Raw genomic sequence first — 25,535 nt, 5'->3', positions numbered from 1 at the left:
TTGGGAACCATGAACGCCAAAGTCACCAACGTCACCTCGATGACGATGAGTGAAGAAGAAGAGCGCAGGGCGCGCCTGCGCCAGTACATGTTCACTATGGCGATTCGCACGGCCTGCTTCCTGCTCATGATCGTGGTGCGAGGCCCACTGCTCTGGGTGCTCGCTCTCGGCGCGATCTTCCTGCCCATGATCGCCGTCGCGCTCGCGAACCACGTTCGCGCCCGGCGACAGCGAGGGGTAGAATCTCCTGATGCGGGGGCGATTATCCTCCGCTCGGCAAAGGAGACGGAATGAGCAGCGGTGAGTTTGACCTGCGCAGCCGCCTCCGTGGCTTCCTCGGGTCGAGGGACGAACGGCCCCAGTGCTCCCGCGCCCAGTGCGACGCACCGGCCGTGCACCGCATCGAGTGGCGCAACCCGCGCATCCACGACGCCGACCGCGTGAAGATCTGGCTCGCCTGCGACGAGCACCTCGATTTCCTCCTCGGCTTCCTCGAGTCGCGCCGCTTCCCGGTACGCCTTGCCCGCATTGATGACCCCGTCAACGAGGAGCCCATCGAGTGACCCAAACTGGCACTCGACCCTCAAAATCCAACACGCGACAGGGATGGAAGTTCTTGCTGAGCCGACGCTGGCTCAGCTATTTCATTCTGCTCATCGTCTTTGCGATCGCCTGCGGATTCCTCTCACACTGGCAATTCGAACGCCGCGACGAGAAGGTCGCCGAGAACGACCTCGTCACCGCACACTTCGACGCCGACCCGCAGCCCCTCGACGAGGTGCTGTTGACGCTCGACGCCTACGACCCGAATCAGGAGTGGACGGTGGTTGAAATGACCGGGCACTACCTGGCCGAAGACCAGCTACTCGCTCGCGCACGCCCGTTCGACGGGCAGCCCGGCTTCGAGATCCTCACGCCGTTCGAGACGACCTCGGGCGAGGTCTTCATCGTCAACCGCGGTTGGATCCCCACCGGCAACGAGCAGGACTCCCCCGATTCCGTGCCCGAGGCGCCGTCGGGCGAACTCACCGTGACGGCCCGACTGAAGCCCGGCGAGCGCGAGATTCCCGGCCGCACCGCGCCCGAGGGGCAGATCGCGACGATCTACCTGCCGACCTTCGCCGAGGAGCTCGGCACCGATCGCACCTACACCGGCGCCTACGGGCTGCTTCGCAGCGAGTCGGTCGACGCAGAAACGGGCCAGCTCACGCCGAAGCCCGAGCTCACCGAGGGCAACCACCTCAGCTACGCGTTCCAGTGGATCATCTTCGCCGTGATTGCCGCGGTCGGCCTCGTCTACGGGCTGCGCGAGGAGTTTAAGGAGCGCAACGAGGACGATCCCCGCGTGCTCGCCGCCAGCGCCCGCGCCGAGGAACGGCGCCGCAGCCGCGGCCGCAAGACCGACGCCGAAATCGAAGACGAACTGCTCGACGAGTAGGCGGGGCCTAGTCCATCTCGATGAGCTCGAAGTACTCCGGGTTCCAGTGATCTTCGATCGCCTCGGGCATGATCAGCACACGCTCGGGGTTGAGGGCCTCGACGGCACCCTCGTCGTGCGACACAAGCACGACTGAGCCCTCGTAGTGGGCGAGCGCGTCGAGAATCTCCTCGCGCGAGGCGGGGTCGAGGTTNCGTCGGCTCATCGAGCAGCAGCACGTTCGCGCTCGAAACGACGAGCATGGCGAGCGCGAGGCGGGTCTTCTCGCCTCCCGAGAGCACGCCCGCGGGCTTGTGCACGTCGTCGCCCGAGAACAGGAACGAGCCGAGCACCTTGCGCGCCTCGGTCTCGGTGAGGTGCTGCGACACCGACACCATGTTCTGCAGTACGGAGCGCGCGACGTCAAGGGTCTCGTGCTCCTGCGCATAGTAGCCGACACGCAAGCCGTGGCCTGCGATGATGTCGCCGGTGTCGGGCGCATCGACGCCGGCGAGGATGCGCAGNAGCGTCGTCTTGCCGGCGCCGTTGAGGCCGAGCACGACGACGCGTGAGCCGCGATCGATCGCAAGGTCGACGCTCGTGAAGATCTCGAGCGAGCCGTACGACTTCGACAGGCCTTCGGCCTTGATCGGCGTCTTGCCGACAGGGGCCGGTGTCGGGAACCGCAGCTTCGCCACGCGGTCGGCTTGGCGCACGTCTTCGAGCGAGCCGAGCATCCGTTCGGCGCGGCGCTGCATCTGGTGCGCCGCCGCGGCCTTCGTGGCCTTGGCGCCGAAGCGGGCGGCCTGCTGCTGCAGCACGGACGCCTTCTTTTCGATGTTCGCGCGCTCCTTCTTGCGGCGTTCCTCGTCGGCCTCGCGCTGGCGCAGGTACTGCTTCCAGCCCATGTTGTAAACGTCGATCATCTGCCGATTCGCGTCGAGGTAGAACACGCGGTTCACCGTCTCGCCCACGAGCTCCACGTCGTGCGAAATCACGATGAGCCCGCCGCGGTAGGTCTTGAGAAACTCGCGTAGCCACACGACCGAGTCGAGNGTGGTTCGTTGGCTCGTCGAGAATCATCGTCTCGGCATCCGAGAACAGGATGCGCGCGAGCTCGATGCGCCGTCGCTGGCCACCCGAGAGCGTCTCGAGTTCTTGGTCGAGGATGCGGTCGGGCAGGTTCAGGTTCGACGCGATTGCCGCGGCCTCGCTCTCCGCCGCATAACCGCCGAGCGTCACAAACTCGTCGTCAAGCCGCGAGTAGCGGCGCATCGCCTTGTCCTGCTCCGCGTCGGTCATCGCCTCGGCCATCGCGGTGGCCGCCTCGGCGAGTCGCTGCCGCACCGAGCCGAGCCCGCGCGCATCCAGGATGCGGTTGCGGGCGGTCTGCTTCGGGTCGCCGGTGCGGGGATCCTGCGGCAGGTAGCCGAGCTCACCCGAGCGGTCGACCTTGCCGTCACTCGGTAGCGACCAGCCGGCGAGCACCTTGGNGGTCTTGCCGGCACCGTTGCGCCCGACGAGGCCGATCTTGTCGCCTGGCTGCACGCGGAAATTCACGTCGCTCATGAGCGTCCGCGCCCCGACGGTGATCTCGAGATCCTGAACGGCAAGCACTACTCGGCATCCTCATTTCGCTTCGGCAAGTGTTGTTCGTCGACCTGGGCCGGGGCGATGGGAAGCTCGATCGTTCCCGTGTGAAGATCGCGTGCCGGCAGGTCAACCTCCACGATCTTACGCGCCCCCATCGTGATTCCCACGCTCGCGATCACCACGAGCGCAATTGCGCCGAGTCGCCAGACGCTCGCGGTCTGGTCGAGGATGAGCCACCCGGTGAACGTGGCAATGGCGGGTTCGACGCTCATGAGCACGCCGAATACTCGTTTCGGCACCCGTTTCAGCGCGAGGAACTCGAAGGTGTAGGGAATGATCGCCGCGAGGACGCCCACCAATAACGCGAGCCCGAGCAGGTGCACGTCGCTGATTACGGTGGCCACGCTCCCGAACCCAAACGGCAGCGCGAGCAACGCCGTCACGGCAAAGGCCACGGCCAGGCCGCCCTGGCCCTCGGTCACCTCACCCACTCTAGCGGCCGCAAGAATGTAGAGGGCCCAAAAGACGCCCGCCGTCGCGGCGAGCACGATGCCCCAGAGGTCGAGGTGGTCGGCGGCCAACGCCGATTCGATGCCCATGATCGCGATGCCGCAGAGGGCCACGCCGATCCACACGAAGTCCCACACACGGCGCGAGAGCAAGGCAGACAGCAGAAGTGGGCCAAGGAACTCGATCGACACCGCGACGCCGATCGGCAGCCGTTCGATCGAGAGATAGAACGTCGAGGTCATCCCGAACAGCACGACACCGAGCAGCAGTGCCGGACGAAGCTGCGACCAAGTCCACTTCCACGGCTTCGGTCGCACAATGAGCCCCATGGCGACAGCCGCGATGAGCGCCCGGAACAGGTTCGCGGTCGCCGGATCAGACGAGGCGACGAGCAGGCTGGCGAATGCCGAGCCGAACTGCACCGAGAACGTCGAGATGAGCAGCATGAGCAGCCCTGTCCGCACGGCCTACGCCTCCATTTCGGGGTCAAGGCGCGCAAGGCCGGCCGCGAAGCTCGCGTCGCCCGCAGCAAGCGGATGCGGTCGCACCGCCACGCCAGCGGCCGCGGCCTGCGCGCGCTGCTGTTCGTGCGACACGTAGCCGAGTACGAAGTGAAGCGCGGTGCTCGCGAGTTCCTCGGCCGCCGCCCGCGAGAGACCGCAATCCTCCCCGGCGAGTTGCAGGCGCACGAGCGCCACGTCGTCGGCGAGGCCGAGCGAGATCGACGAAAGCAGGATTTCCGCGCCGTCCATGTGCGCAAGCAGCGCACTGCGCAGGGCCGCGGCCGCTTCCGTCAGCGTCTCCCCCGCCTGTCGTTCCGGCATCGAGGCAACGATTTCGTCGGCGATCGCCGCAAGCAACGACTGTTTGTCCGCGAAGTGCCAGTACAGCGCGCTCGGCTGCACCTCGAGCTCGCGCGCCAGCGCCCGCATGCTGAATGCGGGCAAGCCGCCTCTCGCGAGCATCCGCATCGCCGTCGATACGACATCGTCGCGCGTGTTGCGAGTGCGCGACGATTCAGAAGTTGCGTTCGGGCTCATCCGCACTATCGTATAGCCTGAACACCGTTCAGGAAGCGATCGACAAGGACAAACATGACCGACGTTGCAGTCCGGCAGCCCGCCACCACCACTACCGACCTCGCCAGGATTGCCGTGATGGCGGCCCTCATCGCGGTGCTTGGCTTGCCGGGCACGATCATGCTCGGCGGCGCGGTACCGATTACGGCACAGACCCTTGGCGTCATGCTCGCCGGCGCAGTGCTCGGCTCGTGGCGAGGTGCCGCGAGCGTGCTCACCGTGCTCGCGCTCGTCGCGCTCGGCCTGCCGCTGCTCGCGGGAGGACGTGGCGGCCTCGGCGTCTTCGTGGCTCCCTCGGTCGGCTACCTACTCGGTTGGCTCGTCGGCGCGTTCCTCGTGGGCGTCATCGTTCGCGCCGGTGCCTCGAAACCGCAATGGTGGCGCGTCGCGCTCGGCTGCCTCGTCGGCGGCATGCTCGCCGTCTACGCCGTCGGCATTCCGCTGCAGTCGCTCATCACCGGCCTCGGCCTGTGGGAGACCCTGCTTTCGAGCCTCGTCTTTGTGCCCGGCGACCTCATCAAGGTCGCGATCGCCACCGTCATCACACTGGCTCTGTGGCGCGCCTACCCCCGCGCGTTCGCGTGGCCCCAGCGAGACGCCGCGTGACCGATCGTGAGCTTCGCTTCGACCGCGTGCGCGTCGTGCGCGAGGGCCGCGTTGCCCTCGACGACGTCACGTTGACGCTCGAGGAGCATCGCATCGCCGTCGTCGGCGAGAACGGTTCAGGCAAGTCCACCCTCGCGCGCCTGCTCAACGGCCTCGTCACGGCGACGAGCGGCGAGGTGCGCGTGCACGGCCGGAATCCGGCGCGTGAGGGCGCCAAGGTGCGCGCGCAGACCGGGTTCGTCTTCCCCAACCCGGCGGCCCAGGTGATTATGCCAACGGTGCGGGAGGACCTCGCGTTCTCGTTTCGCGGTCGCAAGCTCTCGCGCGCCGAGATCGCCGCGAAGGTCGACGCGACGCTCGACTCGGTCGGGCTGAGCGAGCTCGCGGATGCACCCGCCCACTCGCTCTCGAGCGGCCAGCAGCAGTTGCTCGCCGTGGCCGCGGTGCTCGCGTCCGAGCCGGCCCTCGTGATTGCCGACGAACCGACGGCACTGCTCGACCTGCGCAATCGATCGCGCATCGCGGAGCTGCTGCTCGACCCTGCTCTCCCCCATCAGCTCGTGCTCGTCACCCACGACCTCGAGGTCGCCGAGCGCTGCGATGTGCTCGTGTGGGTGCAGGATGCGCGGGTCGCGTCGGTCGGCCGGCCCGCCGACATCATCGCGCGCTACCGGGCGAGCGTCGCGTGATCTCGCTCTTCGTGCCCGGCACGAGCCTGCTGCATCGCGCGCCGGCGTGGAGCAAGCTGCTCGGACTCGTGCTCGCGACGCTCTTGCTGTCGGTGTGGGGCGGTGACTGGAGGGTCCTGACCTCAGCGGCATTCGTGACGATCACGGCCTTCTTGCTCAGCGTCGGTCCCGCCGCACTGTGGCGCCAGCTGTGGGGCCTGCGCTGGCTCCTCATCATCATGCTCGTGCCGCAGTTCATCTTCCTGCCGTGGCAGCTCGCGATCACGAACACCGCAAGGGTCGCCATCGTGGTGTCGCTCGCCGCGCTCGTCACGAGCACGACGCGCATGACCGAGCTGCTCGACGCGCTCGAGACTGGGCTCCGTCCCCTGCGCGCTCTCGGCGTGCGACCGGATCGCATTGCGCTTCTGCTCTCGCTCACCATTTCAACGGTGCCACTCATTGCCACGCTCGCCGCGCAGCTGCGGGAGGCGCTCATCGCGCGCGGCCGCCGCGGCACGTCGCCGCGCATCCTGTTCCCGCTGCTCGTGTTGACGCTGCAGCACGCGGATGAGCTCACCGACGCGCTTCGGGCGCGCGGGCTCGACTAACGCGAGCGGGGCCCGGCACCGAAGTGCCGAGCCCCGCTCGATCGCGTTTCGCTAGATGTTGAACCCGAGGGCGCGCATCATTTCGCGACCGTCGTCGGTGATCTTCTCCGGACCCCAAGGCGGCATCCAGACCCAGTTGATCTTGAATCGCTCAGTGTGCCCGTCGAGCGCCTTCGCGGTCTCGTCTTCGATCACGTCGGTCAGCGGGCAGCCGGCCGAGGTGAGCGTCATCGAGATCACGAGGGCGTCGAGCTCGTCTTCCCAGTCAAGACCGTAGATCAGGCCGAGGTCGACGATGTTGACGCCGAGTTCGGGGTCAACGACCTCTTTGAGCGCCTCTTCGATTTCGTCGTAGCGCGCGGGTTCGAGTGAAACGAGTGCCATGTTGGCCCTCCTCCAGTTAGTTAGGCCTGCGCGGCCTGCAGGTAGCTGTCGTAGCCCTCGTTCTCGAGCTTCTCAGCGAGCTCGGCGCCGCCCTCGTCGGCCACACGGCCGTCGACGAACACGTGCACGAAGTCGGGCTTGATGTAACGAAGGATACGCGTGTAGTGCGTGATGAGCAGGACACCCATGCCGGTGTCGCCCTTGACGCGGTTGACGCCCTCCGACACGATGCGCAGCGCGTCCACGTCGAGGCCCGAGTCGGTCTCGTCGAGCACGGCGAACTTCGGCTTGAGCAGCTCAAGCTGGAGGATCTCGGCGCGCTTCTTCTCGCCACCCGAGAAGCCCTCGTTCACGTTGCGCTCGAGGAACTCGTTGCCCATGCGGAGGTTGTCCATCGAACCGCGGACCTGCTTGAGCCAGCCACGGATCGCGGGCGCTTCGCCGTCGATCGCGGTCTTCGCGGTGCGGAGGAAGTTCGAGAGGGTCACGCCCGGGATCTCGACCGGGTACTGCATCGCGAGGAACAGGCCGGCCTTCGCGCGCTCGTCGACCGACATCTCGAGGACCTCTTCGCCGTCGAGCTTGACCGAGCCCTCGGTCACCTCGTAGGCGGGGTGGCCGGCGATCGACGACNCGTCGACTTGCCCGAGCCGTTGGGGCCCATGATGGCGTGGATCTCGTCGGAGTTCAGGGTGAGGTCGACACCCTTGAGGATCTCCTTGGGGCCCTGGTCGGTCTCGACCTGGACGTGAAGGTTGCTGATTTCAAGAACGGACATTGCTAGTTGTTCTCCTTGTAGATCGGAGTCGGGTCAATGAAGATTGCGTCGTCTTCGACCTTGACGGCGAAGACTGGAACTGGTTCAAACGCGGGCAGCGACTTGGGCCACCCGGTGCAGAGCGAGAATTGCGAGCCGTGTGCCCAGCACTCGAGGGTGCCGTCTTCGACGAAGCCCTCCGAGAGCGAGATGTCGCCGTGGGTGCAGCGGTCGCCGATTGCGAAGACGTCGCCAGCCGAGTCGCGCACGAGCGCGATCACCTGGTCGGCGAGTTCGACGCGCATCGGCGAGTCAACCTGGACGTCGTCGACGCCGCAGACTCGTTCGAAGCTCATACGGCGCTCGCCGCCATCATCGCTTCGGTGCTCGCCTCCAGTTCACGCTCGAGGGTTTCGCGCATGCGCTCCTGCACCTCGGGCACGCTGATCGACTGCACGATCTCGTTCAGGAAGCCGTGCACGACGAGCCGACGGGCGGTGAGCTCGTCGATGCCGCGGGCCATGAGGTAGAACAGCTGCTCCTGCTCGAACCGGCCGGTCGCCGAAGCGTGGCCGGCACCTGCGATGTCGCCGGTCTCGATCTCAAGGTTCGGGATCGAGTCGGCGCGCGCGCCGTTCGACAGCACCAGGTTGCGGTTCTGCTCGTAGCTCTGGGTGCCGACCGCGGTCGGGCGGATCAGCACGTCGCCGATCCAGACGGCGCGAGCACCGTCGCCCTGCAGGGCGCCCTTGTAGTTCACGTCACTCGTGGTGCGCTCGCCGGCGTGGTCGATGTAGACCTGGTGCTCGAAGTGCTGTCCCGCATCCGAGAAGTAGAGGCCCTTCGCGATGCCCTCGGCGCCAGCACCGTTGAGGTGCAGCGACGGATTGACGCGCACGACGTTGCCGCCGAACGTGACGAGCGTGTGCTTGAGCGTCGCTTCCTTGCCGATGGCCGCCTGGTGGGCGCCGGTGTGCACCGCGTCGTCGTCCCACTCGTGGATCGCAATGACGTCGAGGTTCGCACCGTCTTCGACGAGGATCTCAACGTTCTCGCTCACGAGCGCCGAGCCCGAGTGCTCCACCACGATCGTGGCGGTCGAGTTCGACTCGGCCTGGAGCACGAGGTGGACGAGATCGCGGGTTTGCGCGCCCGCGCCCGTCACGCGCACGTACACGGGCGCGTCGAGGGATGCGTCGGCCGGGATCACGATGTGCGTCGCGGTCGCGTACTTCGAGGCGATGGCCTCGGCGCGGCCCTCGGGGGTGAATCCGGTGCCGCGGGGCGCCTCGCCGGGGGCGAGGGTGCCGGTGCGCACCTCGCTCGGCCCGGCGACCTCGACCGTGACGCTGCCGTCGCCGGCGGCGTCCTCGAAGAGCGGCGCGAGCTTCTTGATCGGCGCGTACTTCCAGTCAACCTCGCGACCGGTGGGCTGAGGGAAATCCTCGGGCGCAAACGAAGCTGGTCGCTCCGAACGCGTCTGGACAGGGACGAACTTTCCGGCGCTCTCGGGCAGGCGCGGAGTCACAGTGATCGTCATATTGCTTAGCCGACCGATCCTTCCATGTTCATTTCGATGAGCTTGTTCAGCTCGAGCGCGTACTCCATCGGCAGCTCGCGCGCGATCGGCTCAATGAAGCCGCGCACGATCATGGCCATGGCTTCGGTCTCTTCGAGGCCTCGGCTCATGAGGTAGAAGAGCTGCTCCGCCGACACCTTCGTGACCGTGGCCTCGTGCCCGAGCTGCACGTCGTCAACACGGATGTCGATTGCGGGATAGGTGTCGGAGCGCGAGATGTTGTCGACCAGCAGCGCGTCACACACGACCGAGTTGGCCGAGTTGTGTGCGTTCTCAGCGATGCGAACCTCGCCGCGGTAACCGGCACGGCCACCGCCGCGGGCGATCGACTTCGAGACGATCGACGACTGCGTGTGCGGTGCCATGTGGATCATCTTGGCGCCAGCATCCTGGTGCTGGCCAGGGCCCGCGAACGCGACCGAGAGCGTCTCGCCCTTGGCGTGCTCACCGGTGAGGTAGATCGACGGGTACTTCATGGTCACCTTCGAGCCGATGTTGCCATCGACCCATTCCATGGTCGCGCCCTCTTCTGCGATGGCGCGCTTGGTCACGAGGTTGTACACGTTGTTCGACCAGTTCTGGATCGTCGTGTAGCGAACGCGCGCGTTCTTCTTCGCGATGATCTCTACGACGGCCGAGTGCAGCGAGTCGCTCTTGTAGATCGGGGCGGTGCAGCCCTCGATGTAGTGCACGTAGCTGCCCTCGTCGGCGATGATCAGCGTGCGCTCGAACTGGCCCATGTTCTCAGTGTTGATGCGGAAGTAGGCCTGGAGCGGAATCTCGACATGGACGCCCTTGGGCACGTACACAAACGAGCCACCCGACCACACCGCGGTATTGAGCGCACCGAACTTGTTGTCGCCGGCAGGGATCACGGTGCCGAAGTACTCCTCGAAGTACTCCGGGTGCTCGCGCAGCGCGGTGTCGGTGTCCATGAAGATGACACCCTGGCGCTCGAGCTCCTCGTTGATCTGGTGGTACACGACCTCGGACTCGTACTGGGCCGCGACGCCCGCGACAAGGCGCTGCCGCTCGGCCTCGGGGATGCCGAGACGCTCGTACGTGTTGCGAATGTCGTCGGGGAGGTCTTCCCACGTTTGGGCCTGAGCCTCCGACGCACGCACGAAGTACTTGATGTTGTCGAAGTCGATACCGCTGAGGTCGGCGCCCCACGTCGGCATCGGCTTGCGGCCGAACATTTGCAGTCCCTTGAGACGACGCTCGAGCATCCATTCGGGCTCATTCTTGATGCGCGAGATGTCACGCACCACGTCTTCGCTGAGCCCGCGTTTCGCTGAGGCCCCGGCTACGTCAGGGTCGTGCCAGCCAAACTCATACTGACCAAGGTCATTAAGCTCGGGGCGGTCGATGAGCAGATCAGACATCCCTACCTCTTTCTTGTCGTCATCGGTTCAGATTCGCGGCTGGATCGTGGGGACCCGCATAGAATGAAACAAATTCCAGCGCCGATTCCTTCCCGTGGGTTCTCCGGGAGGCCAAGATCGCGCGAACTGAACACCATCCTCGAGTCTAAGCCACCACCCATGGTTCTCGGGCGTGTTCGCCACAAACTGAGAGGTGCCCCTGTGCCACGGTCCAAATTCATGCTGCCGGAATCGGTTCAATCGTTCCTGCTGCCGGACTCGGTTACCGCTTGGACTCGGGGGCTGGCTTGGGCCAACCTCGTCGTGAACATCCTCATCGTCGGCACCGGCGGCCTCGTGCGACTCACTGGCTCGGGCCTCGGGTGTCCGACGTGGCCGCTTTGCACGACCGAGTCGCTCGTGCCGACGCAGGAGATGGGCATCCACGGCCTGATCGAGTTCGGCAACCGCACGCTGACCGGTCTGCTCGTGATTGTCGCCCTGCTGACCTACCTCGCCGTGCGCAACGCCCCGAAGCAGCTCGGCCTGCGCATCCCGGCGTTCCTCATCGGTGTGCTCATCATCGTGCAGGCAATCATCGGCGGCATCACCGTGATCTTCCACCTCGACCCGCGCATCGTCGGCGTGCACTTCCTCTTTTCAGCTGCCATCGTCGCCATTGCTGCGCTGCTGCTCCAGCGCGTCCGCTACGCCGAGCCGCTACCGGCGGCGGATGCGCCCCGTGCCCCGCGCGGCCTGTGGGTGAGCCTCATCGTCGTCACGGTGCTGACGTGGATCACCGAGGTCGTCGGCGTGCTCACCACCGGCGCCGGCCCCCATGCTGGCGACACAATTGCCGCGCGGAACGGGTTCGACCCGGTCGTGATGCAGCACGTGCACTCGTGGCCGGCCTACGCCCTCGCCGCGGCGCTCGTCGTAATGATGGTGTTCGTCCTGCGCAGCAAGCTCGCGCGCACGAAGGCGTCAAGCGTGACCCTGCTCATCCTGGTGGTCATACAGATCGCCTTCGGCGTCTACCAATCGCGAGCCGGCCTGCCGGTCTGGTCGGTCGGCACCCACATGATCCTCGCGGTCACCGTTATCGCGGTGCTCACTGTGAACCTGGTCAACGCCCGCCGCGCGAAGTAGCGGGCCGCGCGTCCGCCCAGCCCCGCCGCAGTTTCCTGGCGTCGATGCGATTTTCCATCATCGATGCAGCCACAACCGCATCGTCACGAGAGAACCGCGACGACCGGCAACCGGCCCGAGGGCCAGGCGGATGCGCGGCTATGGAACCAGCGGCAGGTAGACGAGCGCGTCGACGCCGACCGCGAGGAACACGACGGTCAGGTAGAGGATCGACAGGTGGAACACACGCATCGGCTGCGCGAGGCCGGTCTGGCGCACGACGTGGCTGTAAACGCGGTGCGCCTCAATGACGAACCAGGCCCCAGCGGCTAGGGCGGCGATCGTGTAGATCCAGCCCATCGGCGCGACCGGCACGAGCAGCAGGCTGCCGACGACCGTGGCCCACGCGTAGATGACCGACTGCAGGGCGACCGACCCCTCGCCCTCGGTGACCGAGAGCATTGGCACGTCGGCGCGGTCGTAGTCGGCTGCGTACTTGACCGAGAGAGGCCAGTAGTGCGCGGGAGTCCAGAGGAAGATGAGCAGGAACAGCAGCAGCGGCTCCCAGCTCAGCGAGTTGGTGACCGACGCCCAGCCGATGAGCACGGGCATGCAGCCGGCGACGCCACCCCAGACGATGTTCTGGTCGGTGCGGCGCTTGAGAATGAGCGTGTAGAGCACGACGTAAAGCAGGATGGCCCCGACGGAAAGCGCTGCGGTGAGCAGGTTGGCGACGAGCCACAGCACCGCGGTCGACACGACGCCGAGCACCCACGCGAACACGAGCGCCTCGCGGTCGGCGAGTTCGCCAGTGACGAGCGGCCGCTTCGCGGTGCGCTTCATGACACGGTCGATGTCACGGTCGAAGTAGCAGTTGAACGCGTTTGCGCTACCGGCGGACAACGCGCCCCCCACGAGTACGCCGAGCATGAGCCAGACCGACGGGATGCCCCGGGCTGCGAGCAGCATGGTCGGCAGCGTCGTGATGAGCAACAGCTCGATGATGCGGGGCTTCGTGAGCGCCACGTAGGCGGCCAGTTTGCGCTTCAACCCAATCGATGTCGCCTTCGACGCGCCGTCACCGGCTGCTGAAACTGCGCTTGACATGCCTGTCAATCGATCGGTTGTCACAGATACCTGCCCTTTACTTGCTCAATAGCTGCAAGTCTACCCGTTTGGCGCCAGACTTCGAGGACACGACTAAGGTTTCGCGCGATCCCGCGGCGCTAGTGTGGAGACATCGCCGATCGGCGTGCCTTGACCTCGTTATTGCTATCTGGAGGACACCTGTGCCCAACGTCATTTGGACCGACCTCGACCAGCGTGCTGCGGACACCGCCCGACTCTTGGCGGCTGACGCTGTCGAGAACGCGGGTGGCGGCCACCCCGGCACCCCGATGAGCCTGGCTCCGGTGGCAACCCTCCTCTATCAACACATCATGCGGCACGACCCCGCAGACCAGGACTGGCTCGGCCGCGACCGCTTCATCCTGTCGAACGGCCACGCGGGCCTCACGCAGTACACGCAGCTCTTCCTCGGCGGCTTCGGCGTCGAGCTCGACGACTTCAAGCACCTTCGCCAGTGGGGATCGCCGCTTGCCGGCCACCCCGAGTACCGCCACCTCGCACACGTCGAGATGACCACGGGCCCGCTCGGCCAAGGCCTCGCTACCGCGGTCGGCTTCGCGTACGCCCAGCGCTACGAACGCGGCTTGTTCGACCCCGAGGCTGAAGAGGGTGCGAGCCCGTTCGACCACTACACCTATGTGATCGCCGGCGACGGTGACCTGCAGGAGGGCATCACCTCAGAAGCCTCGTCCCTCGCGGGCCACCAGCAGCTCGGCCGCCTCATCGTCATCTACGACGCGAACCAGATCTCGATCGAAGACGACACCAACATCGCCTTCACCGAAGACGTCGCCGAGCGCTACGAGGCGTATGGCTGGCAGGTACTTGAGGTGAACTGGCTCGGCGAAGACGGCAAGGTCACCGAAGACATCGACGACCTCGCAGAGGCGATCGAGACGGCGCAGGGCGAGCTTGCCCGCCCGACCCTGATCATCCTCAAGAACCACATCGCCTTCCCCGCCCCGCACGCACAGAACACCGGCGCAGCCCACGGCTCGGCGCTCGGCTCCGACGAGATCCGCGCGATCAAAGAACTCCTCGGTTTTGACCCGGAGGCCACATTCCAGGTCGAGGACGAGGTGCTCGCTCACACGCGCCAGCTCGGCGAGCGGATGCGCGAGGTTCGCGCCGCGTGGGAGGCCGACTTCGCTGCGTGGGCCGAGCGTGAGCCCGAGCGCAAGGAGCTGCTTGACCGGCTCGAGGCCGGCGAGCTGCCCGAGGGCATCGAGGATGCGCTGCCCGACTTCGCCGGCACCGCCAAGGTCTCGACCCGCAAGGCCTCGGGCAAGACCATTAACGCCCTCGCGCCGCTGCTTCCGGAACTCTGGGGTGGCTCGGCCGACCTCGCCGGCTCGAACAACACGACCATCGACGGCGCCAAGTCCTTCGCCCCCGTCGAGCACTCGACGTCGACCTGGACCGCCGAGCCGTACGGCCGGGTGCTCCACTTCGGCATCCGCGAGCACGCAATGGCGGCGATCCTCAACGGCATCGTGTTGCACGGGAAGACNGCGCCTTCGGCGGCACGTTCCTCATGTTCAGCGACTACATGCGCCCGGCAGTGCGCCTCGCCGCGCTCATGAACATCCCCGCGATCTATGTCTGGACGCACGACTCGATCGCCCTCGGTGGCGACGGCCCGACCCACCAGCCGGTCGAGTCGCTCACCGCGCTGCGAGCCATCCCGAACCTCACGATCATCCGCCCGAGCGACGGTGCGGAGACCGCGCAGGCGTGGCTCGCCACGCTGCAGCAGCACGAGGGCCCGATTGGTCTCGTGCTCTCGCGCCAGGACCTCCCCGTGCTCGAGCGCGGCGACGGCGACGCGAGCGGCGACACGCTCGCCGCGGCGAGCAACCTTGCGAAGGGCGGCTACATCCTCGCCGAGGCCCGCAGCGGCGCCCCCGAGGTCATCCTCATCGCCACCGGCTCGGAGGTCTCGCTCGCACTCGACGCTCGTGCTGTGCTCGAGGACGAAGGCACTCCCACCCGCGTGGTCGCGATGCCGTCGCAGGAGTGGTTCCTCGCCCAGCCTGAGGAGTACCGCAGCGCGGTGCTGCCGGCGAGCGTCACCGCCCGCGTCAGCGTCGAGGCCGGCCTCGCGTTGACCTGGGCGCCGTTCCTCGGCACGCGCGGCCGCTCGGTCTCGGTCGAGACCTTCGGTGCCTCGGCCGACGGCGGCGAAATGCTCCGCCGTTACGGCATTACCACCGAGGCCGTCATCGAAGCCGCCCACGACTCGCTCGCGGCCAACTAAGCACCGCGTTTTCTGAAAGGGACCTCATGCAGAACCCCAACACCCAGCAGCTTTCCGACCAGGGCGTCAGCATCTGGCTCGATGACCTCTCGCGTGACCGCCTCGAATCGGGCTCACTCCAGACCCTGATCGACGAGCGCAACATTGTCGGCGTCACCACGAACCCGTCGATCTTTGCCGCAGCGCTGAAGAACGGTGAGTCCTACGCCCCGCAGGTGAAGGAGCTCGCCGAGCGCGATGCCACCACCGACGAGGCGATCACCGTGATTACGACGACCGACGTCCGCAACGCCTGCGACCTGTTCGCGCCGCTGGCCGAAGCAACGGATGGGCAGGACGGCCGCGTCTCGATCGAGGTTTCGCCGCTGCTCGCGAACGACACGGATGCCACCATCGCCGAGGCGAAGCAGCTCTGGGAGCTCGTCGACCGCAAGAACGTGATGATCAAGATTCCCGCCACGAAGGAGGGCCTCCCGGCCATCACCGAGGCGATCGCGAACGGTATCTCGGTGAACGTCACGCTCATCTTCTCGCTGCCCCGCTACCGCGAGGTCATCAACGCCTACCTCACCGGCCTCGAGCAGGCGCGCGCGAACGGCATCGACCTCTCGACCATCCGCTCGGTCGCCTCGTTCTTCGTCAGCCGCGTTGACGTCGAGATCGACAAGCGGCTCGACGCCCTTGGCACCGACGAGGCAAGCGCCCTCAAGGGCAAGGCCGGCATCGCGAACGCACGCCTCGCCTACCAGGTCTTTAAGGAGTCGTTCGCCTCCGAGCGCGCCAAGCTGCTGCTCGACGAGGGCGCACACGCGCAGCGTCCCCTGTGGGCATCGACCGGTGTCAAGGACCCATCCCTCCCCGACACGCTCTACGTGACCGAGCTCGTCGCCGACCAAACCGTCAACACCATGCCCGAGGCCACCCTCGACGCGGTCGCCGACCACGGCGAGATCCGCGGCGACTCGGTCACCGGCACCTACCACGACGCGAACATCCTGCTCGATGCGATCGATGACCTCGGAATCTCGTATACCGAGGTCGTTGACTTGCTCGAGGTCGAGGGCGTCGACAAGTTCAAGGTCTCCTGGTCACAGCTCCAGGACACCGTCACCGAGCAGCTCGAACAGAGCAAGTAGCCCGCCGCGAAGGAGCACCCCATGAGCATCAAGGTATCTACGTCCGGCGCCGCAACCGAAGCGGTGCAGCGCCACCTCGAGTCGCTCATCGACTCGAAGTTCGCGAGTCGTCTGTTCGCCAAGGATCACGCCCTGTGGGGTGCCGCGGCAGAAGACGAGTCGTCGAAGCGCCTCGGCTGGGTCGACGCGGCCGAGGTCTCGGCACCGCTCGTGCCCGAGATCGTGCAGCTCCGCGACGAGCTGAACGGCAAGGGCGTCGACCGAATCGTGCTCTGCGGCATGGGCGGCTCCTCCCTCGCGCCGGAAGTCATGACTCGCACCGCGGGCATTCCGCTCGTCGTGCTCGACTCGACCGACCCTGAGCAGCTGGCCGCGTCGGTCAACACCGACCTCGAGCGCACCGCCGTCGTTGTCTCGTCGAAGTCCGGCTCGACGCTCGAGACCGACTCGCAGCGCCGGGCGTTCGTGGCAGCGTTCACCGCCGCGGGCATCGACCCGACCGAGCGCATCTTCATCGTCACCGACCCGGGCNCGCCGCTCGAGGCGGCGTCGAAGGAGGCCGGCTACCGCGTCTTTCTCGCCGACCCCACCGTCGGTGGCCGCTTCTCGGCCATGACCGCGTTCGGGCTCGTGCCCGCAGGCCTGGCGGGGCTCGACTTGGACGCCTTCCTCGCCCCGGTGGCGGCCGTGAAGGACGACCTTGAGGCCGACTCGCCCCAGAACCCGGGCCTCGTGCTCGGCGCGGCGCTTGCTGGCGGCGAGCCGGTGAAGACCTACATCGGCATCGTTGAGCAAGGCACCGACATCGTCGGCTTCGGCGACTGGGCCGAGCAGCTCATCGCGGAGTCGACCGGCAAGGAGGGCAAGGGCCTGCTGCCCGTCGTCCTCCACCAGGATGCTCCCGAGGTCGGCCTGCCAATCCCCGACCTGCAGGTGGTTCGCCTCGTCGCGGATGCTGCTGCCGAGCCCGCGCTCGGCGACGAGATCAACGTCTCGGGCTCGCTCGCCGAACAGATGCTGCTTTGGGAGGTCGCGGTCGCGGTCGCCGGTAAGCTCCTCGGAATCAACCCGTTCGACCAACCCGACGTCGAGTCGGCGAAGGCTGCGGCCCGAGCACTGCTCGACGCCACGCCGGCCCCCGTCGATCCCGCATTCTCGGAGGGCGACATCGAGGTGCGCGGCTCCGCCGAGCTCACCGACGGCCAGAGCACCGTGCTCGGCGCGATCGAGGCACTNTCGCGCAGCTGCCCGAGGGCGGTTACGTCGCAATCCAGGCCTACGCCGACCGGCTCGGCCTCGCCGATCTCGCGCAGATCCGCGATGCCGTGGCGCACCGGGCCCGTCGTCCTGTGACCTTCGGCTGGGGCCCGCGATTCCTCCACTCGACCGGCCAGTTCCACAAGGGCGGCCCACGCGTCGGCGTGTTCCTGCAGATCACGACCGACTCGGCGACGCAGTTCGCGATCCCCGACCGCCCGTTCAGCTTCGGCGAACTCATTCACGCGCAGGCCGCGGGCGACGCGTCGGTGCTCGAGGACCACGGTATGCCGGTGCTGCGCCTCAACCTGACCGACGCTCGAGGCGGCGTGCAGCAGCTCCTCGGACTCCTCGGAGACATCTAGATCGTGCCAACCTCTTTTTCCACTCCAGCGAATCCGCTGCGTCCGGTCGGCGAACGGCGGCTCGACCGCATCTCCGGCCCGAGCAACCTCGTGTTCTTCGGCGTCACGGGTGACCTGAGCCGCAAGAAGCTGCTGCCCGCAGTGTACGACCTCGCGAACCGCGGTCTGCTCTCGCCCTCGTTCGGCATCGTCGGTTTCGGCCGCCGCGAATGGAGCGACGACCAGTTCCGCGAGTTCATGCGAGAGAGCGTCGTTGACCACGCGCGCACCGAGTGGAACGAGGATGTCTGGCTGCAACTCGCAAAGGGTCTGCGGTTTGTCAGCGGTGAGTTCAATGACGCGGAGGCGTTCACGCGCCTCCGCGACACGCTCGCCCGCCTCGACCTCGAGCGGGGCACCCGCGGCAACTACGCGTTCTATCTCTCGATTCCGCCGCGCTCCTTCGCCGAGGTGACCGGGCAGCTGCGCGCCTCCGAACTGACCGAGGCGCCGCACGGTTCGTGGCGCCGGGTCATCATCGAGAAGCCGTTCGGCCACGACCTCGAATCGGCGCGTGAGCTCAACGGCATTGTCGAGGGCGTGTTCCCGAGCGACTCGATCTTCCGCATCGACCACTATCTCGGCAAAGAGACAGTGCAGAACATCCTCGCGCTGCGCTTCGCGAACACGATGTTCGAGCCGCTGTGGAATTCGAACTGGGTCGACCACGTGCAGATCACGATGGCCGAGGACATCGGCGTGTCCGGCCGCGCCGGGTACTACGACGGCGTTGGTGCAGCGCGCGACGTAATTCAGAACCACCTGCTGCAGTTGCTCGCGCTCACCGCTATGGAGGAGCCGCTGAGTTTCGCGGCGAACCACCTGCGCAACGAGAAAGAGAAGGTGCTGTCGGCCGTGCATCTCGGCCACGACCTCGCAAAGAGCACCGCACGGGGCCAGTACTCGGCCGGCTGGCAGGGCGGCCTCTACGTGCCGGCGTTCCGCGACGAGGACGGCATGAACGCCGAGTCGACCACGGAAACGTTCGCAGCCCTGCGCCTCGAGATCGACACTCGCCGCTGGCTCGGCGTGCCGTTCTACCTGCGCACCGGCAAGCGCCTCGGCCGCCGCGTGACCGAGATCGCCGTGACCTTCAAGGATGCTCCCGGCTATTTGTTCTCCCCCACCGACCGCGTGTCGCTCGGCCCGAACGCGCTCGTGATCCGCGTGCAGCCCGATGAGGGCGTCACGATGCGCTTCGGCTCGAAGGTGCCCGGTTCGGGACTGCGCGTGCGCGACGTGACGATGGACATGGGCTACGGCCACGCGTTCACCGAGTCGAGCCCCGAGGCCTACGAGCGCCTCATCCTCGACGTGCTGCTCGGCGACCCGCCCCTCTTTCCCCGTCACGAGGAGGTCGAGCTCTCCTGGCAGATTCTCGACCCGGTCGAGGAGTACTGGTCGTCGCTCGGTGCGCCAGAACTCTACGCGCCCGGCTCGTGGGGCCCCGCATCCGCCGCCGAACTACTCGCGCGCGACAACCGAACCTGGAGGCGCCCATGATTGTCACGCTCGACGACACGAATTCTTCGGCGATCGCTCGCGAACTCATCCGCATGCGCGAAGAGGGCGGCGCGATCGCCCTCGGTCGCGTGCTCACGCTCATCGTCGTCGCCACCTCGGACGTCAACGAAGATGCGATTGAGGCGGCGAACGAGGCCTCTGGCGAGCATCCGATGCGCGTCATCGTGGTGCACACCTACCCCGACGGCGACGGCGCGAAGCTCGATGCGGAGATCCGCGTGGGCTCCGACGCCGGCGCGAGCGAGGTCGTAGTGCTCCACGCCTCCGGCCCCGCCTCGGAAGAGCCGGCGTCGCTCATCCAACCGTTGCTGCTGCCGGACACGCCGGTTGTGACGTGGTGGCCCGACTGCTCCGAGACACATCCGGCCCAGAACCCGCTCGGCGAGCTCGCGCAGTTGCGCATCGTCGACAGCTTCAAAGTCGCCGAACCCTTCGCCANCCCTCGCGCAGCTCGCCGAGGGCTACGAAAGCGGCGACACCAACCTCGCGTGGGCCCGCATCACCCGCTGGCGTGCCCAGCTCGCCTCGGTGCTCGATCAGCCACCCTACGACCCGATCACGGGCGCCGAGGTCAGCTACCGCAAGCTCACCACGAGCACGCTGCTCATGGCGGGCTGGCTGGCGCACTACCTCAAGGTGCCGGTCACCCTGCAGTTCTCCGACGACGACCTCGCGGGCAACCTTCGCGCCGTCAAGCTATTCCGCCACGACGGCGTGATCGAACTCCGCCGCACGGCGAAGGACACCGCGATCCTGAGCCAGCCCGACCAGCCCGACCAGATCGTGCCGCTGGCGATCCGTAATCGGTTCTCGGTGCTCAGCGAGGAGCTGCGTTCCTTCGCCGCCGACCCGATCTACGCGGCAGTTCTGCTCGAGGGTGTGCCCGAGATCGCCGCGTCGAATCGTGAGCTCACGGAGCAGGAACGATGACCTCGACGTTCGCCGATGCCGACCTCATCGTTGGGTCCGACGCCGCTGAGTTGGCGAAGATCCTCGCCAGCGACGTCGTCGACGTGCTGGCGAGGGCGATCACCGAACACGGAGCCGCGAACCTCGCAGTGTCGGGTGGTTCCCTCGCCACCGTCGTCGTGCCGGCGATGGTCGAGCTCGGCAATGCCCGCGACCTCGACTGGTCGCGCGTGCATGTCTGGTTCGTTGACGAGCGGTTCGTCAATCGCGGCACCGACGAACGCAACGCGACGCCGGTCGTCGCGGCCATGCGTCAGGCGACGGACTTTCCCGCCAGCCAACTCCACATCGCTGCCGCGCGGGACCTGGGTATGTCGCTCGCCGAGGCGGCCGCGGAGTACGAGCAGCGACTCATTCGGCACGTCCCCATCCGCGAGTCGAACGGCGTGCCAAGCCTCGATCTTGCGCTGCTCGGCATGGGGCCCGACGGGCACACCGCATCCCTCTTCCCCGGCCGTCTACCGGCCGAGACTTCTGCCCTCGCGGTTGCCGTCGATGACGCTCCCAAGCCGCCGCCCATGCGCGTGACGCTCACTTTCCGCATGCTCGATGCCGCCGCCCGCTGTTGGGTTTTCGCCACGGGTGCGGAAAAGCAATCGGCGCTCACACTTGCCCGAACGGGCAGTGCAAGCGCCGAGGAGTCACCGGTGTCGCGCGTCCGCGCACGCCTCGAGGTGCGCGTCTACGCCGACGCCGCCGCTACGCGACAGGCGTGACGAACTTCGTCAGAATGCCGATCACGACGATCGCGAGGGCCCAGATCACCATGGTCCAGACGGTGAGTCGGTTCAGGTTCTTCTCGGCCACGCCAGAGGACTGAGCGCTCGTGGTCACGCCTCCGCCAAACATATCGCTGAGTCCGCCACCCTTGCCTCGGTGCAGCAGGATAAACAGGATGAGCAGCACGCTCGTGATCGCGAGCACCACCTGCAAAATGACCAGCAGAATGTCCACGGTGTCCTCTCGACAACAATAAAAACTCGGACGGAGCCGATAAAGGCCCCGTCCGAGTATAGGCGACGACGTCTGATTAGATGCCGACGTGGCTGCGATAGCGCACGATCGACGCGAAGTCGTCGATCTTCAGGCTCGCGCCGCCGACAAGGGCGCCGTCGATGTCGGGCTCGCGCATGATGCTCGCGACGTTGTCAGGCTTCACCGAGCCGCCGTAGAGGATGCGCGTCGACGCCGCGCGCTCCTCACCAAGCTCCTCGATGAGGGCCGTACGCAGGGCGGCGCAGACCTCCTGGGCCTGCTCCGCGCTCGCCACCTTACCGGTGCCGATCGCCCAAACTGGCTCATAGGCCAGGACGATCTCGGCGTCAGCCGGCAGCTCGGCCAGGCCAGCTCGAAGCTGCGCAACGGGGACATCCCACGGAGTGTCGGTCGCCTCGCGCTGCTCAAGCGTCTCGCCGACGCAGAGCACTGGAATGAGGCCGTGCTTCAGCGCGGCCTGCACCTTCGCCTGGCATTCGGCGTCGTCCTCGCAGTGGATCGTGCGACGCTCCGAGTGACCGACGAGCGCATACTTCGCGCCGAGGGCCGCGAGGAACTCTCCCGAGATGTCGCCGGTGTAGGCACCCGAGTCGTGCTTCGAGAGATCCTGGCCGCCGTAGACGAGCTTGAGCTTGTCGGTGTCGACGAGGGTCTGCACACTACGAAGATCGGTGAACGGCGGGAAAACCGCGACCTCAACCTGCTCGTAGTCGTGATCGGCATCCTTCAGCGTCCAAGCGAGTTTCTGCACGAAGGCGATCGCCTGAAGATGCGTCATGTTCATCTTCCAGTTGCCCGCCATGAGCGGCGTGCGGGTGGCTACCATCCGAGTACCTCCAGGCCGGGCAGGCGCTTGCCTTCGATGAGCTCGAGGCTGGCGCCGCCACCCGTCGAGACGTGACCGAATTCGTCGTCGGCGAAGCCGAGGGTACGGATCGCCGCGGCCGAGTCGCCGCCGCCGACCACAGAAAGGCCGTGGACCTCGGTCAGGGCCTGGGCTACCTGCTGGGTGCCATCAGCGAACGCCGGGAACTCGAACACACCCATCGGGCCGTTCCAGAACACGGTCTTCGACGTGCGAATCGTCTCGGCGTAGGCGCGCGCCGAGTCGGGACCAATGTCGAGGCCGATGCCCTCGGCACCGAACTTCGAAGACTCGATCGCCGAAGCGTCAACCACCTCATGCTCGGCGTCAGCGGCAAATCCCGCCGCCACGACGATGTCGCTTGGCAGCAGGAGTTCGACGCCGCGCTCCTCGGCCTGTTCGATGTAGCCACGCACGGTGTCGATCTGCTCGGACTCGAGCAGCGACTTGCCGATCGAATGGCCCTGTGCTGCGAGAAAGGTGAACAGCATGCCGCCACCAATGACGAGGCGATCGACCCTCGGCATTAGGTTCTCGATGACGCCGAGCTTGTCGGAGACCTTCGACCCGCCGAGCACCACGGTGAACGGCCGCTCGGGGTCGTTGATCACCCGGCCGAGCTTCTCAACCTCGTTCTCGACGAGGAGGCCGGCCGCCGAGGGCAGCAGCTCCGCGAGCTCGTACACCGAGGCCTGCTTGCGGTGCACCACGCCGAAGCCGTCAGAGACGAAGGCGTCGCCGAGCGCGGCGAGCTGCTCGGCGAAGGCTCGACGCACGGCGTCGTCCTTGCTCGTCTCGCCCTCGTTGAAGCGGAGGTTCTCGAGTACGACAACCCCACCGTCTTCCAGGGCGGCGACGAGCCCAGCTGCGCTCTCGCCCACGGTGTCACCGGCGAGCGGAACATCCTGGTCGAGCAGCTTCGCGAGGCGCGCCGCCGCCGGCGCAAGGGAGAACTGCGGGTCGGGCTCGCCCTTCGGGCGGCCGAGATGCGAGATCACGATGACCTTCGCGCCCTGCTCAGTGAGTCGTTGGATCGTGGGCAGTGACGCCCGGACGCGACCGTCGTCAGTGATCTCGCCGTCTCGCAGCGGGACGTTGAGATCACAGCGGACGAGGACGCGCTTGCCCGCGAGATCGCCGAGCGATTCGAGTGTGCGCAGAGGCATAGTGGTCTCCCTCAGTGTGCGTGGTGGGTGTGTGGTTACAGGTTCTCAGCGACGTACGACGAGAAGTCGACGAGGCGCTCGGTGTAGCCCCACTCGTTGTCGTACCAGCTCGACACCTTGACGAGGTCGCCGATCACCTTGGTGAGCGGTGCGTCGTAGATCGACGAGTGGTTCTCGCCGATGATGTCGCGCGACACGATCGGCTCCTCGTTGTACTTGAGGATGCCCTTGAAGTCGCCCTCGGCGGCTTCCTTGAATGCCGCGTTGACCTCGTCAACCGTGACCTCGCGGTCGAGCTTCACCGTCAGGTCGGTGATCGAGCCGGTCTCAACGGGCACGCGCAGTGCGAAGCCGTCGAGCTTGCCCTTGAGCTCGGGCATGACGAGACCGATCGCCTTCGCAGCACCGGTGGAGGTCGGGATGATGCTCAGCGCAGCGGCGCGGGCTCGGCGGAGGTCGGAGTGCGGCGAGTCCTGCAGACGCTGGTCGGCCGTGTAGGCGTGCACCGTCGTCATGAGGCCCGACACGATGCCGAACTTGTCGTTGAGCACCTTCGCCAGGGGGGCGAGGCAGTTGGTCGTGCACGACGCGTTCGAGATGACGTGCTCGGTCTCGGGGTTGTAGTCGGTGTGGTTCACCCCGAACACGTACGTCGGGGCGTCGCCCTTGGCGGGTGCCGAGAGCAGCACCTTCTTGGCGCCTGCGTCAATGTGCGCGTGCGCCTTGGCCGGGTCGTTGAAACGGCCGGTGCACTCGAGCACGAGCTCGACGCCCAGCTCGGCCCAGGGCAGCTTCGAGGGGTCGGCCTCGGCGAGGGCGTGGATATGGTGACCGTCGACGGAGATGCTGCCCTCGTCGTGCGTCACCTCGTTCTTCAGTACGCCCGAGGTCGAGTCGTACTTCAGCAGGTGTGCGAGAGTCGCGTTGTCGGTGAGGTCGTTAATCGCGACGAGCTCAAGATTCGGGTGACTGTTGTCCAGCAGGGCGCGAGCGTAGCTGCGTCCGATGCGGCCGAAACCATTAATGGCGATCTTTGTCACGGTTGCTCCTTCAATAGGTGCGCGATGGAGACGGAAATCTGCGGAATTCCATCAGGTCAACGGTACCCAGTTTGGGTGAGCGCGCCTCCCAGAATCGGCGCCGTGACGCGTTAGTCGAGGAGTTCGCCCTCGGGCACGCTCGACGCGGTGTCGGGAATGCCCTGCTGCGACGCCTCGCGGTCGGCGAGCGCGAGCAGACGGCGCACCCGGCCGGCCACGGCATCCTTCGTCATTGGCGGGTCGGCCCGCTGCCCAAGCTCGTCAAGCGAGGCCTCGCGGAACGCAAGGCGCAGTTCTCCGGCCTGGCGCAGATGGTCGGGCACCTGATCGCCGAGGATCTCGAAGGCGCGCTCCACGCGGGCGCACGCCGCGACGGCCGCCTGCGCCGAACGACGCAGGTTCGCGTCGTCAAAATTAACGAGGCGATTCGCCGTGGCGCGGGTCTCGCGACGCTGGCGGAGCGCCTCCCACTCCTGCAGCACATGCTTTGCGCCCATGACTGAGAGCGTCTGGTTGATCGCCTCGGCGTCGCGAATCACGACGCGGTTCACGCCGCGAACCTCGCGCTGCTTCGCAGCGATGCCGAGCCGGCCGGCCGCACCAACGAGCGCCATGGCCGTCTCGCGGTTAGCGCAAACGATCTCGAGCGATGCCGAGCGGCCCGGGTCGGTCAACGATCCGGCAGCGATAAACGCACCCCGCCAAATGGCCGCGAGCACATCGGCGGTGCCGAGCGTGAGCCGGTTCGGTAGCCCGCGGACAATGCGTCCGCGAGCATCCATCATCCCCGTCTGCCGGGCAAGCGTCTCGCCCTGGTCGAGCACCCGCACGAGGTAGGTGTGCGAGTCGCTCGCGGCGCCGCCCGCACTGCGCGCGATGCGGGGGCGAACCCCGTAGATGGCCGCGAGCTCGTGGGCGAGTCGCTTCGCGAGGGTCTCGGTGTCGAGTTCAGCTTCGATGACATAACGCCCAGAGATCATCTGCAGCGCACCGGCAAAGCGAAGGATGCTCGAAATCTGGGCAGCACGCGCCAGGTTCGATCCTGGGTTAACTCCGTTGAGTTCCCGCTTCACTTTCTCGGTCAACGTCACGTAGAC

The 25,535-nt window shown here is 66.7% G+C and carries 23 protein-coding genes and 5 pseudogenes; 14 read left to right on the top strand and 14 right to left on the bottom strand.

Annotated elements, in window-relative coordinates:
• The first annotated feature begins 9 nt into the window (after window positions 1–9).
• The 3 genes from ID132_RS03050 to ID132_RS03040 are packed head-to-tail and all read left to right on the top strand — an operon-like array spanning window position 10 to window position 1,438.
• Window positions 10–294: a DUF3099 domain-containing protein gene (locus ID132_RS03050; RefSeq protein ID WP_125105917.1), complete on the top strand. Its 285-nt coding sequence runs from the start codon at window positions 10–12 to the stop codon at window positions 292–294.
• Window positions 291–563 (top strand): hypothetical protein, encoded by a 273-nt coding sequence (locus ID132_RS03045; protein ID WP_235988243.1) that lies wholly within the window; start codon window positions 291–293, stop codon window positions 561–563. Before ID132_RS03050 ends, ID132_RS03045 begins: the two co-directional genes overlap by 4 nt.
• Window positions 564–616: 53 nt before the next feature.
• Entirely contained in the window at window positions 617–1,438 is an 822-nt protein-coding gene (locus ID132_RS03040) for an SURF1 family cytochrome oxidase biogenesis protein (RefSeq protein WP_211198209.1), read from the top strand.
• A 7-nt stretch (window positions 1,439–1,445) separates the two neighbouring features.
• On the opposite strand, the pseudogene ID132_RS03035 reads toward ID132_RS03040, so the two are convergent.
• The 3 genes and pseudogenes from ID132_RS03035 to ID132_RS03025 all read right to left on the bottom strand — a co-directional run bounded on the left by ID132_RS03035 (window position 1,446) and on the right by ID132_RS03025 (window position 4,560).
• A pseudogene (locus tag ID132_RS03035) lies at window positions 1,446–3,034 on the bottom strand (ABC-F family ATP-binding cassette domain-containing protein).
• On the bottom strand, window positions 3,034–3,984 hold the full coding sequence (locus ID132_RS14620) for an EamA family transporter (protein ID WP_125105914.1): 951 nt from the start codon (window positions 3,982–3,984) through the stop codon (window positions 3,034–3,036). The pseudogene ID132_RS03035 and the gene ID132_RS14620 overlap by 1 nt, the downstream one beginning before the upstream one ends.
• 3 nt (window positions 3,985–3,987) lie before the next feature.
• Window positions 3,988–4,560 (bottom strand): TetR/AcrR family transcriptional regulator, encoded by a 573-nt coding sequence (locus ID132_RS03025; RefSeq protein ID WP_125105913.1) that lies wholly within the window; start codon window positions 4,558–4,560, stop codon window positions 3,988–3,990.
• Window positions 4,561–4,614: 54 nt separating this feature from the next.
• Here ID132_RS03025 and ID132_RS03020 point away from each other — a divergent pair, with 54 nt between their 5' ends.
• Genes ID132_RS03020 through ID132_RS03010 form a run of 3 tightly spaced genes read left to right on the top strand, consistent with a single transcriptional unit; the run spans window position 4,615 to window position 6,484 of the window.
• Complete coding sequence (locus ID132_RS03020; RefSeq protein ID WP_125105912.1) at window positions 4,615–5,205, top strand: biotin transporter BioY; 591 nt, start codon at window positions 4,615–4,617, stop codon at window positions 5,203–5,205.
• Window positions 5,202–5,894, top strand: coding sequence for an energy-coupling factor ABC transporter ATP-binding protein (locus ID132_RS03015; RefSeq protein WP_125105911.1), 693 nt, complete (start codon window positions 5,202–5,204; stop codon window positions 5,892–5,894). The genes ID132_RS03020 and ID132_RS03015 overlap by 4 nt, the downstream gene beginning before the upstream one ends.
• A complete protein-coding gene (locus tag ID132_RS03010) occupies window positions 5,891–6,484 on the top strand; it encodes an energy-coupling factor transporter transmembrane component T family protein (RefSeq protein ID WP_193127817.1) in 594 nt (197 codons plus the stop codon). The genes ID132_RS03015 and ID132_RS03010 overlap by 4 nt, the downstream gene beginning before the upstream one ends.
• 51 nt (window positions 6,485–6,535) lie before the next feature.
• On the opposite strand, the gene ID132_RS03005 is transcribed toward ID132_RS03010, so the two are convergent.
• From ID132_RS03005 to sufB, 5 genes and pseudogenes are all read right to left on the bottom strand, one after another.
• Window positions 6,536–6,868: a metal-sulfur cluster assembly factor gene (locus ID132_RS03005; RefSeq protein WP_125105909.1), complete on the bottom strand. Its 333-nt coding sequence runs from the start codon at window positions 6,866–6,868 to the stop codon at window positions 6,536–6,538.
• 20 nt (window positions 6,869–6,888) lie between these two features.
• Window positions 6,889–7,646: pseudogene (sufC, locus tag ID132_RS03000) on the bottom strand (Fe-S cluster assembly ATPase SufC).
• A gap of 2 nt (window positions 7,647–7,648) precedes the next feature.
• Entirely contained in the window at window positions 7,649–7,981 is a 333-nt protein-coding gene (locus tag ID132_RS02995; RefSeq protein WP_125105907.1) for a non-heme iron oxygenase ferredoxin subunit, read from the bottom strand.
• Window positions 7,978–9,165, bottom strand: a complete 1,188-nt coding sequence (gene sufD / locus ID132_RS02990) for a Fe-S cluster assembly protein SufD (protein ID WP_193127816.1) — start codon at window positions 9,163–9,165, stop codon at window positions 7,978–7,980. Before sufD ends, ID132_RS02995 begins: the two co-directional genes overlap by 4 nt.
• 5 nt (window positions 9,166–9,170) lie before the next feature.
• Window positions 9,171–10,589: a Fe-S cluster assembly protein SufB gene (gene sufB / locus ID132_RS02985; protein WP_125105905.1), complete on the bottom strand. Its 1,419-nt coding sequence runs from the start codon at window positions 10,587–10,589 to the stop codon at window positions 9,171–9,173.
• A gap of 201 nt (window positions 10,590–10,790) precedes the next feature.
• Between sufB and ID132_RS02980 the strand changes: the two genes are divergently transcribed.
• A complete protein-coding gene (locus tag ID132_RS02980; protein WP_164509676.1) occupies window positions 10,791–11,717 on the top strand; it encodes a COX15/CtaA family protein in 927 nt (308 codons plus the stop codon).
• 138 nt (window positions 11,718–11,855) lie between these two features.
• On the opposite strand, the gene ID132_RS02975 is transcribed toward ID132_RS02980, so the two are convergent.
• Window positions 11,856–12,803 (bottom strand): heme o synthase, encoded by a 948-nt coding sequence (locus ID132_RS02975; protein ID WP_125105903.1) that lies wholly within the window; start codon window positions 12,801–12,803, stop codon window positions 11,856–11,858.
• Between the two features lie 182 nt (window positions 12,804–12,985).
• On the opposite strand from ID132_RS02975, the pseudogene tkt reads away from it, so the two are divergent.
• From tkt to pgl, 7 genes and pseudogenes are all read left to right on the top strand, one after another.
• Window positions 12,986–15,081 (top strand): annotated as a pseudogene (tkt, locus tag ID132_RS02970) (transketolase).
• Window positions 15,082–15,107: 26 nt separating this feature from the next.
• Window positions 15,108–16,217 (top strand): transaldolase, encoded by a 1,110-nt coding sequence (tal, locus tag ID132_RS02965; RefSeq protein ID WP_125105901.1) that lies wholly within the window; start codon window positions 15,108–15,110, stop codon window positions 16,215–16,217.
• A 21-nt stretch (window positions 16,218–16,238) separates the two neighbouring features.
• Window positions 16,239–17,839: pseudogene (locus tag ID132_RS02960) on the top strand (glucose-6-phosphate isomerase).
• The gene (zwf, locus tag ID132_RS02955; protein ID WP_413229346.1) at window positions 17,840–19,381 is read left to right on the top strand and encodes a glucose-6-phosphate dehydrogenase; all 1,542 of its coding nucleotides are present in this window, start codon (window positions 17,840–17,842) and stop codon (window positions 19,379–19,381) included.
• Window positions 19,378–19,779 (top strand): annotated as a pseudogene (locus ID132_RS14615) (glucose-6-phosphate dehydrogenase assembly protein OpcA); the annotation flags it as partial. The gene zwf and the pseudogene ID132_RS14615, both read left to right, overlap by 4 nt.
• A 151-nt stretch (window positions 19,780–19,930) precedes the next feature.
• Entirely contained in the window at window positions 19,931–20,332 is a 402-nt protein-coding gene (locus tag ID132_RS13500) for an OpcA/G6PD domain-containing protein (protein WP_328743536.1), read from the top strand.
• Entirely contained in the window at window positions 20,329–21,087 is a 759-nt protein-coding gene (gene pgl, locus ID132_RS02945) for a 6-phosphogluconolactonase (protein WP_125105897.1), read from the top strand. The genes ID132_RS13500 and pgl overlap by 4 nt, the downstream gene beginning before the upstream one ends.
• On the opposite strand, the gene secG is transcribed toward pgl, so the two are convergent.
• The 5 genes from secG to whiA all read right to left on the bottom strand — a co-directional run bounded on the left by secG (window position 21,071) and on the right by whiA (window position 25,529).
• Window positions 21,071–21,325 carry a preprotein translocase subunit SecG gene (gene secG, locus ID132_RS02940; RefSeq protein ID WP_125105896.1) on the bottom strand — a complete coding sequence of 85 codons (255 nt, stop codon included), beginning with the start codon at window positions 21,323–21,325 and terminating at the stop codon, window positions 21,071–21,073. The two genes, pgl and secG, sit on opposite strands and share 17 nt — an antisense overlap.
• A gap of 76 nt (window positions 21,326–21,401) precedes the next feature.
• Window positions 21,402–22,193 (bottom strand): triose-phosphate isomerase, encoded by a 792-nt coding sequence (gene tpiA, locus ID132_RS02935; RefSeq protein WP_125105895.1) that lies wholly within the window; start codon window positions 22,191–22,193, stop codon window positions 21,402–21,404.
• Complete coding sequence (locus tag ID132_RS02930) at window positions 22,187–23,398, bottom strand: phosphoglycerate kinase (protein ID WP_193127815.1); 1,212 nt, start codon at window positions 23,396–23,398, stop codon at window positions 22,187–22,189. Before ID132_RS02930 ends, tpiA begins: the two co-directional genes overlap by 7 nt.
• 35 nt (window positions 23,399–23,433) lie before the next feature.
• The gene (gene gap / locus ID132_RS02925) at window positions 23,434–24,438 is read right to left on the bottom strand and encodes a type I glyceraldehyde-3-phosphate dehydrogenase (RefSeq protein ID WP_125105893.1); all 1,005 of its coding nucleotides are present in this window, start codon (window positions 24,436–24,438) and stop codon (window positions 23,434–23,436) included.
• A gap of 110 nt (window positions 24,439–24,548) precedes the next feature.
• On the bottom strand, window positions 24,549–25,529 hold the full coding sequence (whiA, locus tag ID132_RS02920) for a DNA-binding protein WhiA (RefSeq protein ID WP_193127814.1): 981 nt from the start codon (window positions 25,527–25,529) through the stop codon (window positions 24,549–24,551).
• Window positions 25,530–25,535: the final 6 nt, after the last annotated feature.

Source organism: Gulosibacter sediminis, from assembly GCF_014904065.1.
Taxonomy (GTDB): Bacteria; Actinomycetota; Actinomycetes; order Actinomycetales; family Microbacteriaceae; genus Gulosibacter; species Gulosibacter sediminis.
This window is presented reverse-complemented; position numbering and strand designations above follow the sequence as displayed.

Excerpts from the sequence above, each read along its gene's own strand:
- ID132_RS03050 (WP_125105917.1), top strand. The coding sequence starts at position 10 with ATGAACGCCAAAGTCACCAACGTCACCTCGATGACGATGAGTGAAGAA.
- ID132_RS03045 (WP_235988243.1), top strand. The coding sequence starts at position 291 with ATGAGCAGCGGTGAGTTTGACCTGCGCAGCCGCCTCCGTGGCTTCCTC.
- ID132_RS03025 (WP_125105913.1), bottom strand. The coding sequence starts at position 4,560 with ATGAGCCCGAACGCAACTTCTGAATCGTCGCGCACTCGCAACACGCGC.
- ID132_RS03020 (WP_125105912.1), top strand. The coding sequence starts at position 4,615 with ATGACCGACGTTGCAGTCCGGCAGCCCGCCACCACCACTACCGACCTC.
- ID132_RS03005 (WP_125105909.1), bottom strand. The coding sequence starts at position 6,868 with ATGGCACTCGTTTCACTCGAACCCGCGCGCTACGACGAAATCGAAGAG.
- ID132_RS02995 (WP_125105907.1), bottom strand. The coding sequence starts at position 7,981 with ATGAGCTTCGAACGAGTCTGCGGCGTCGACGACGTCCAGGTTGACTCG.
- sufD (WP_193127816.1), bottom strand. The coding sequence starts at position 9,165 with ATGACGATCACTGTGACTCCGCGCCTGCCCGAGAGCGCCGGAAAGTTC.
- sufB (WP_125105905.1), bottom strand. The coding sequence starts at position 10,589 with ATGTCTGATCTGCTCATCGACCGCCCCGAGCTTAATGACCTTGGTCAG.
- ID132_RS02975 (WP_125105903.1), bottom strand. The coding sequence starts at position 12,803 with ATGTCAAGCGCAGTTTCAGCAGCCGGTGACGGCGCGTCGAAGGCGACA.
- tal (WP_125105901.1), top strand. The coding sequence starts at position 15,108 with ATGCAGAACCCCAACACCCAGCAGCTTTCCGACCAGGGCGTCAGCATC.
- pgl (WP_125105897.1), top strand. The coding sequence starts at position 20,329 with ATGACCTCGACGTTCGCCGATGCCGACCTCATCGTTGGGTCCGACGCC.
- tpiA (WP_125105895.1), bottom strand. The coding sequence starts at position 22,193 with ATGGTAGCCACCCGCACGCCGCTCATGGCGGGCAACTGGAAGATGAAC.
- ID132_RS02930 (WP_193127815.1), bottom strand. The coding sequence starts at position 23,398 with ATGCCTCTGCGCACACTCGAATCGCTCGGCGATCTCGCGGGCAAGCGC.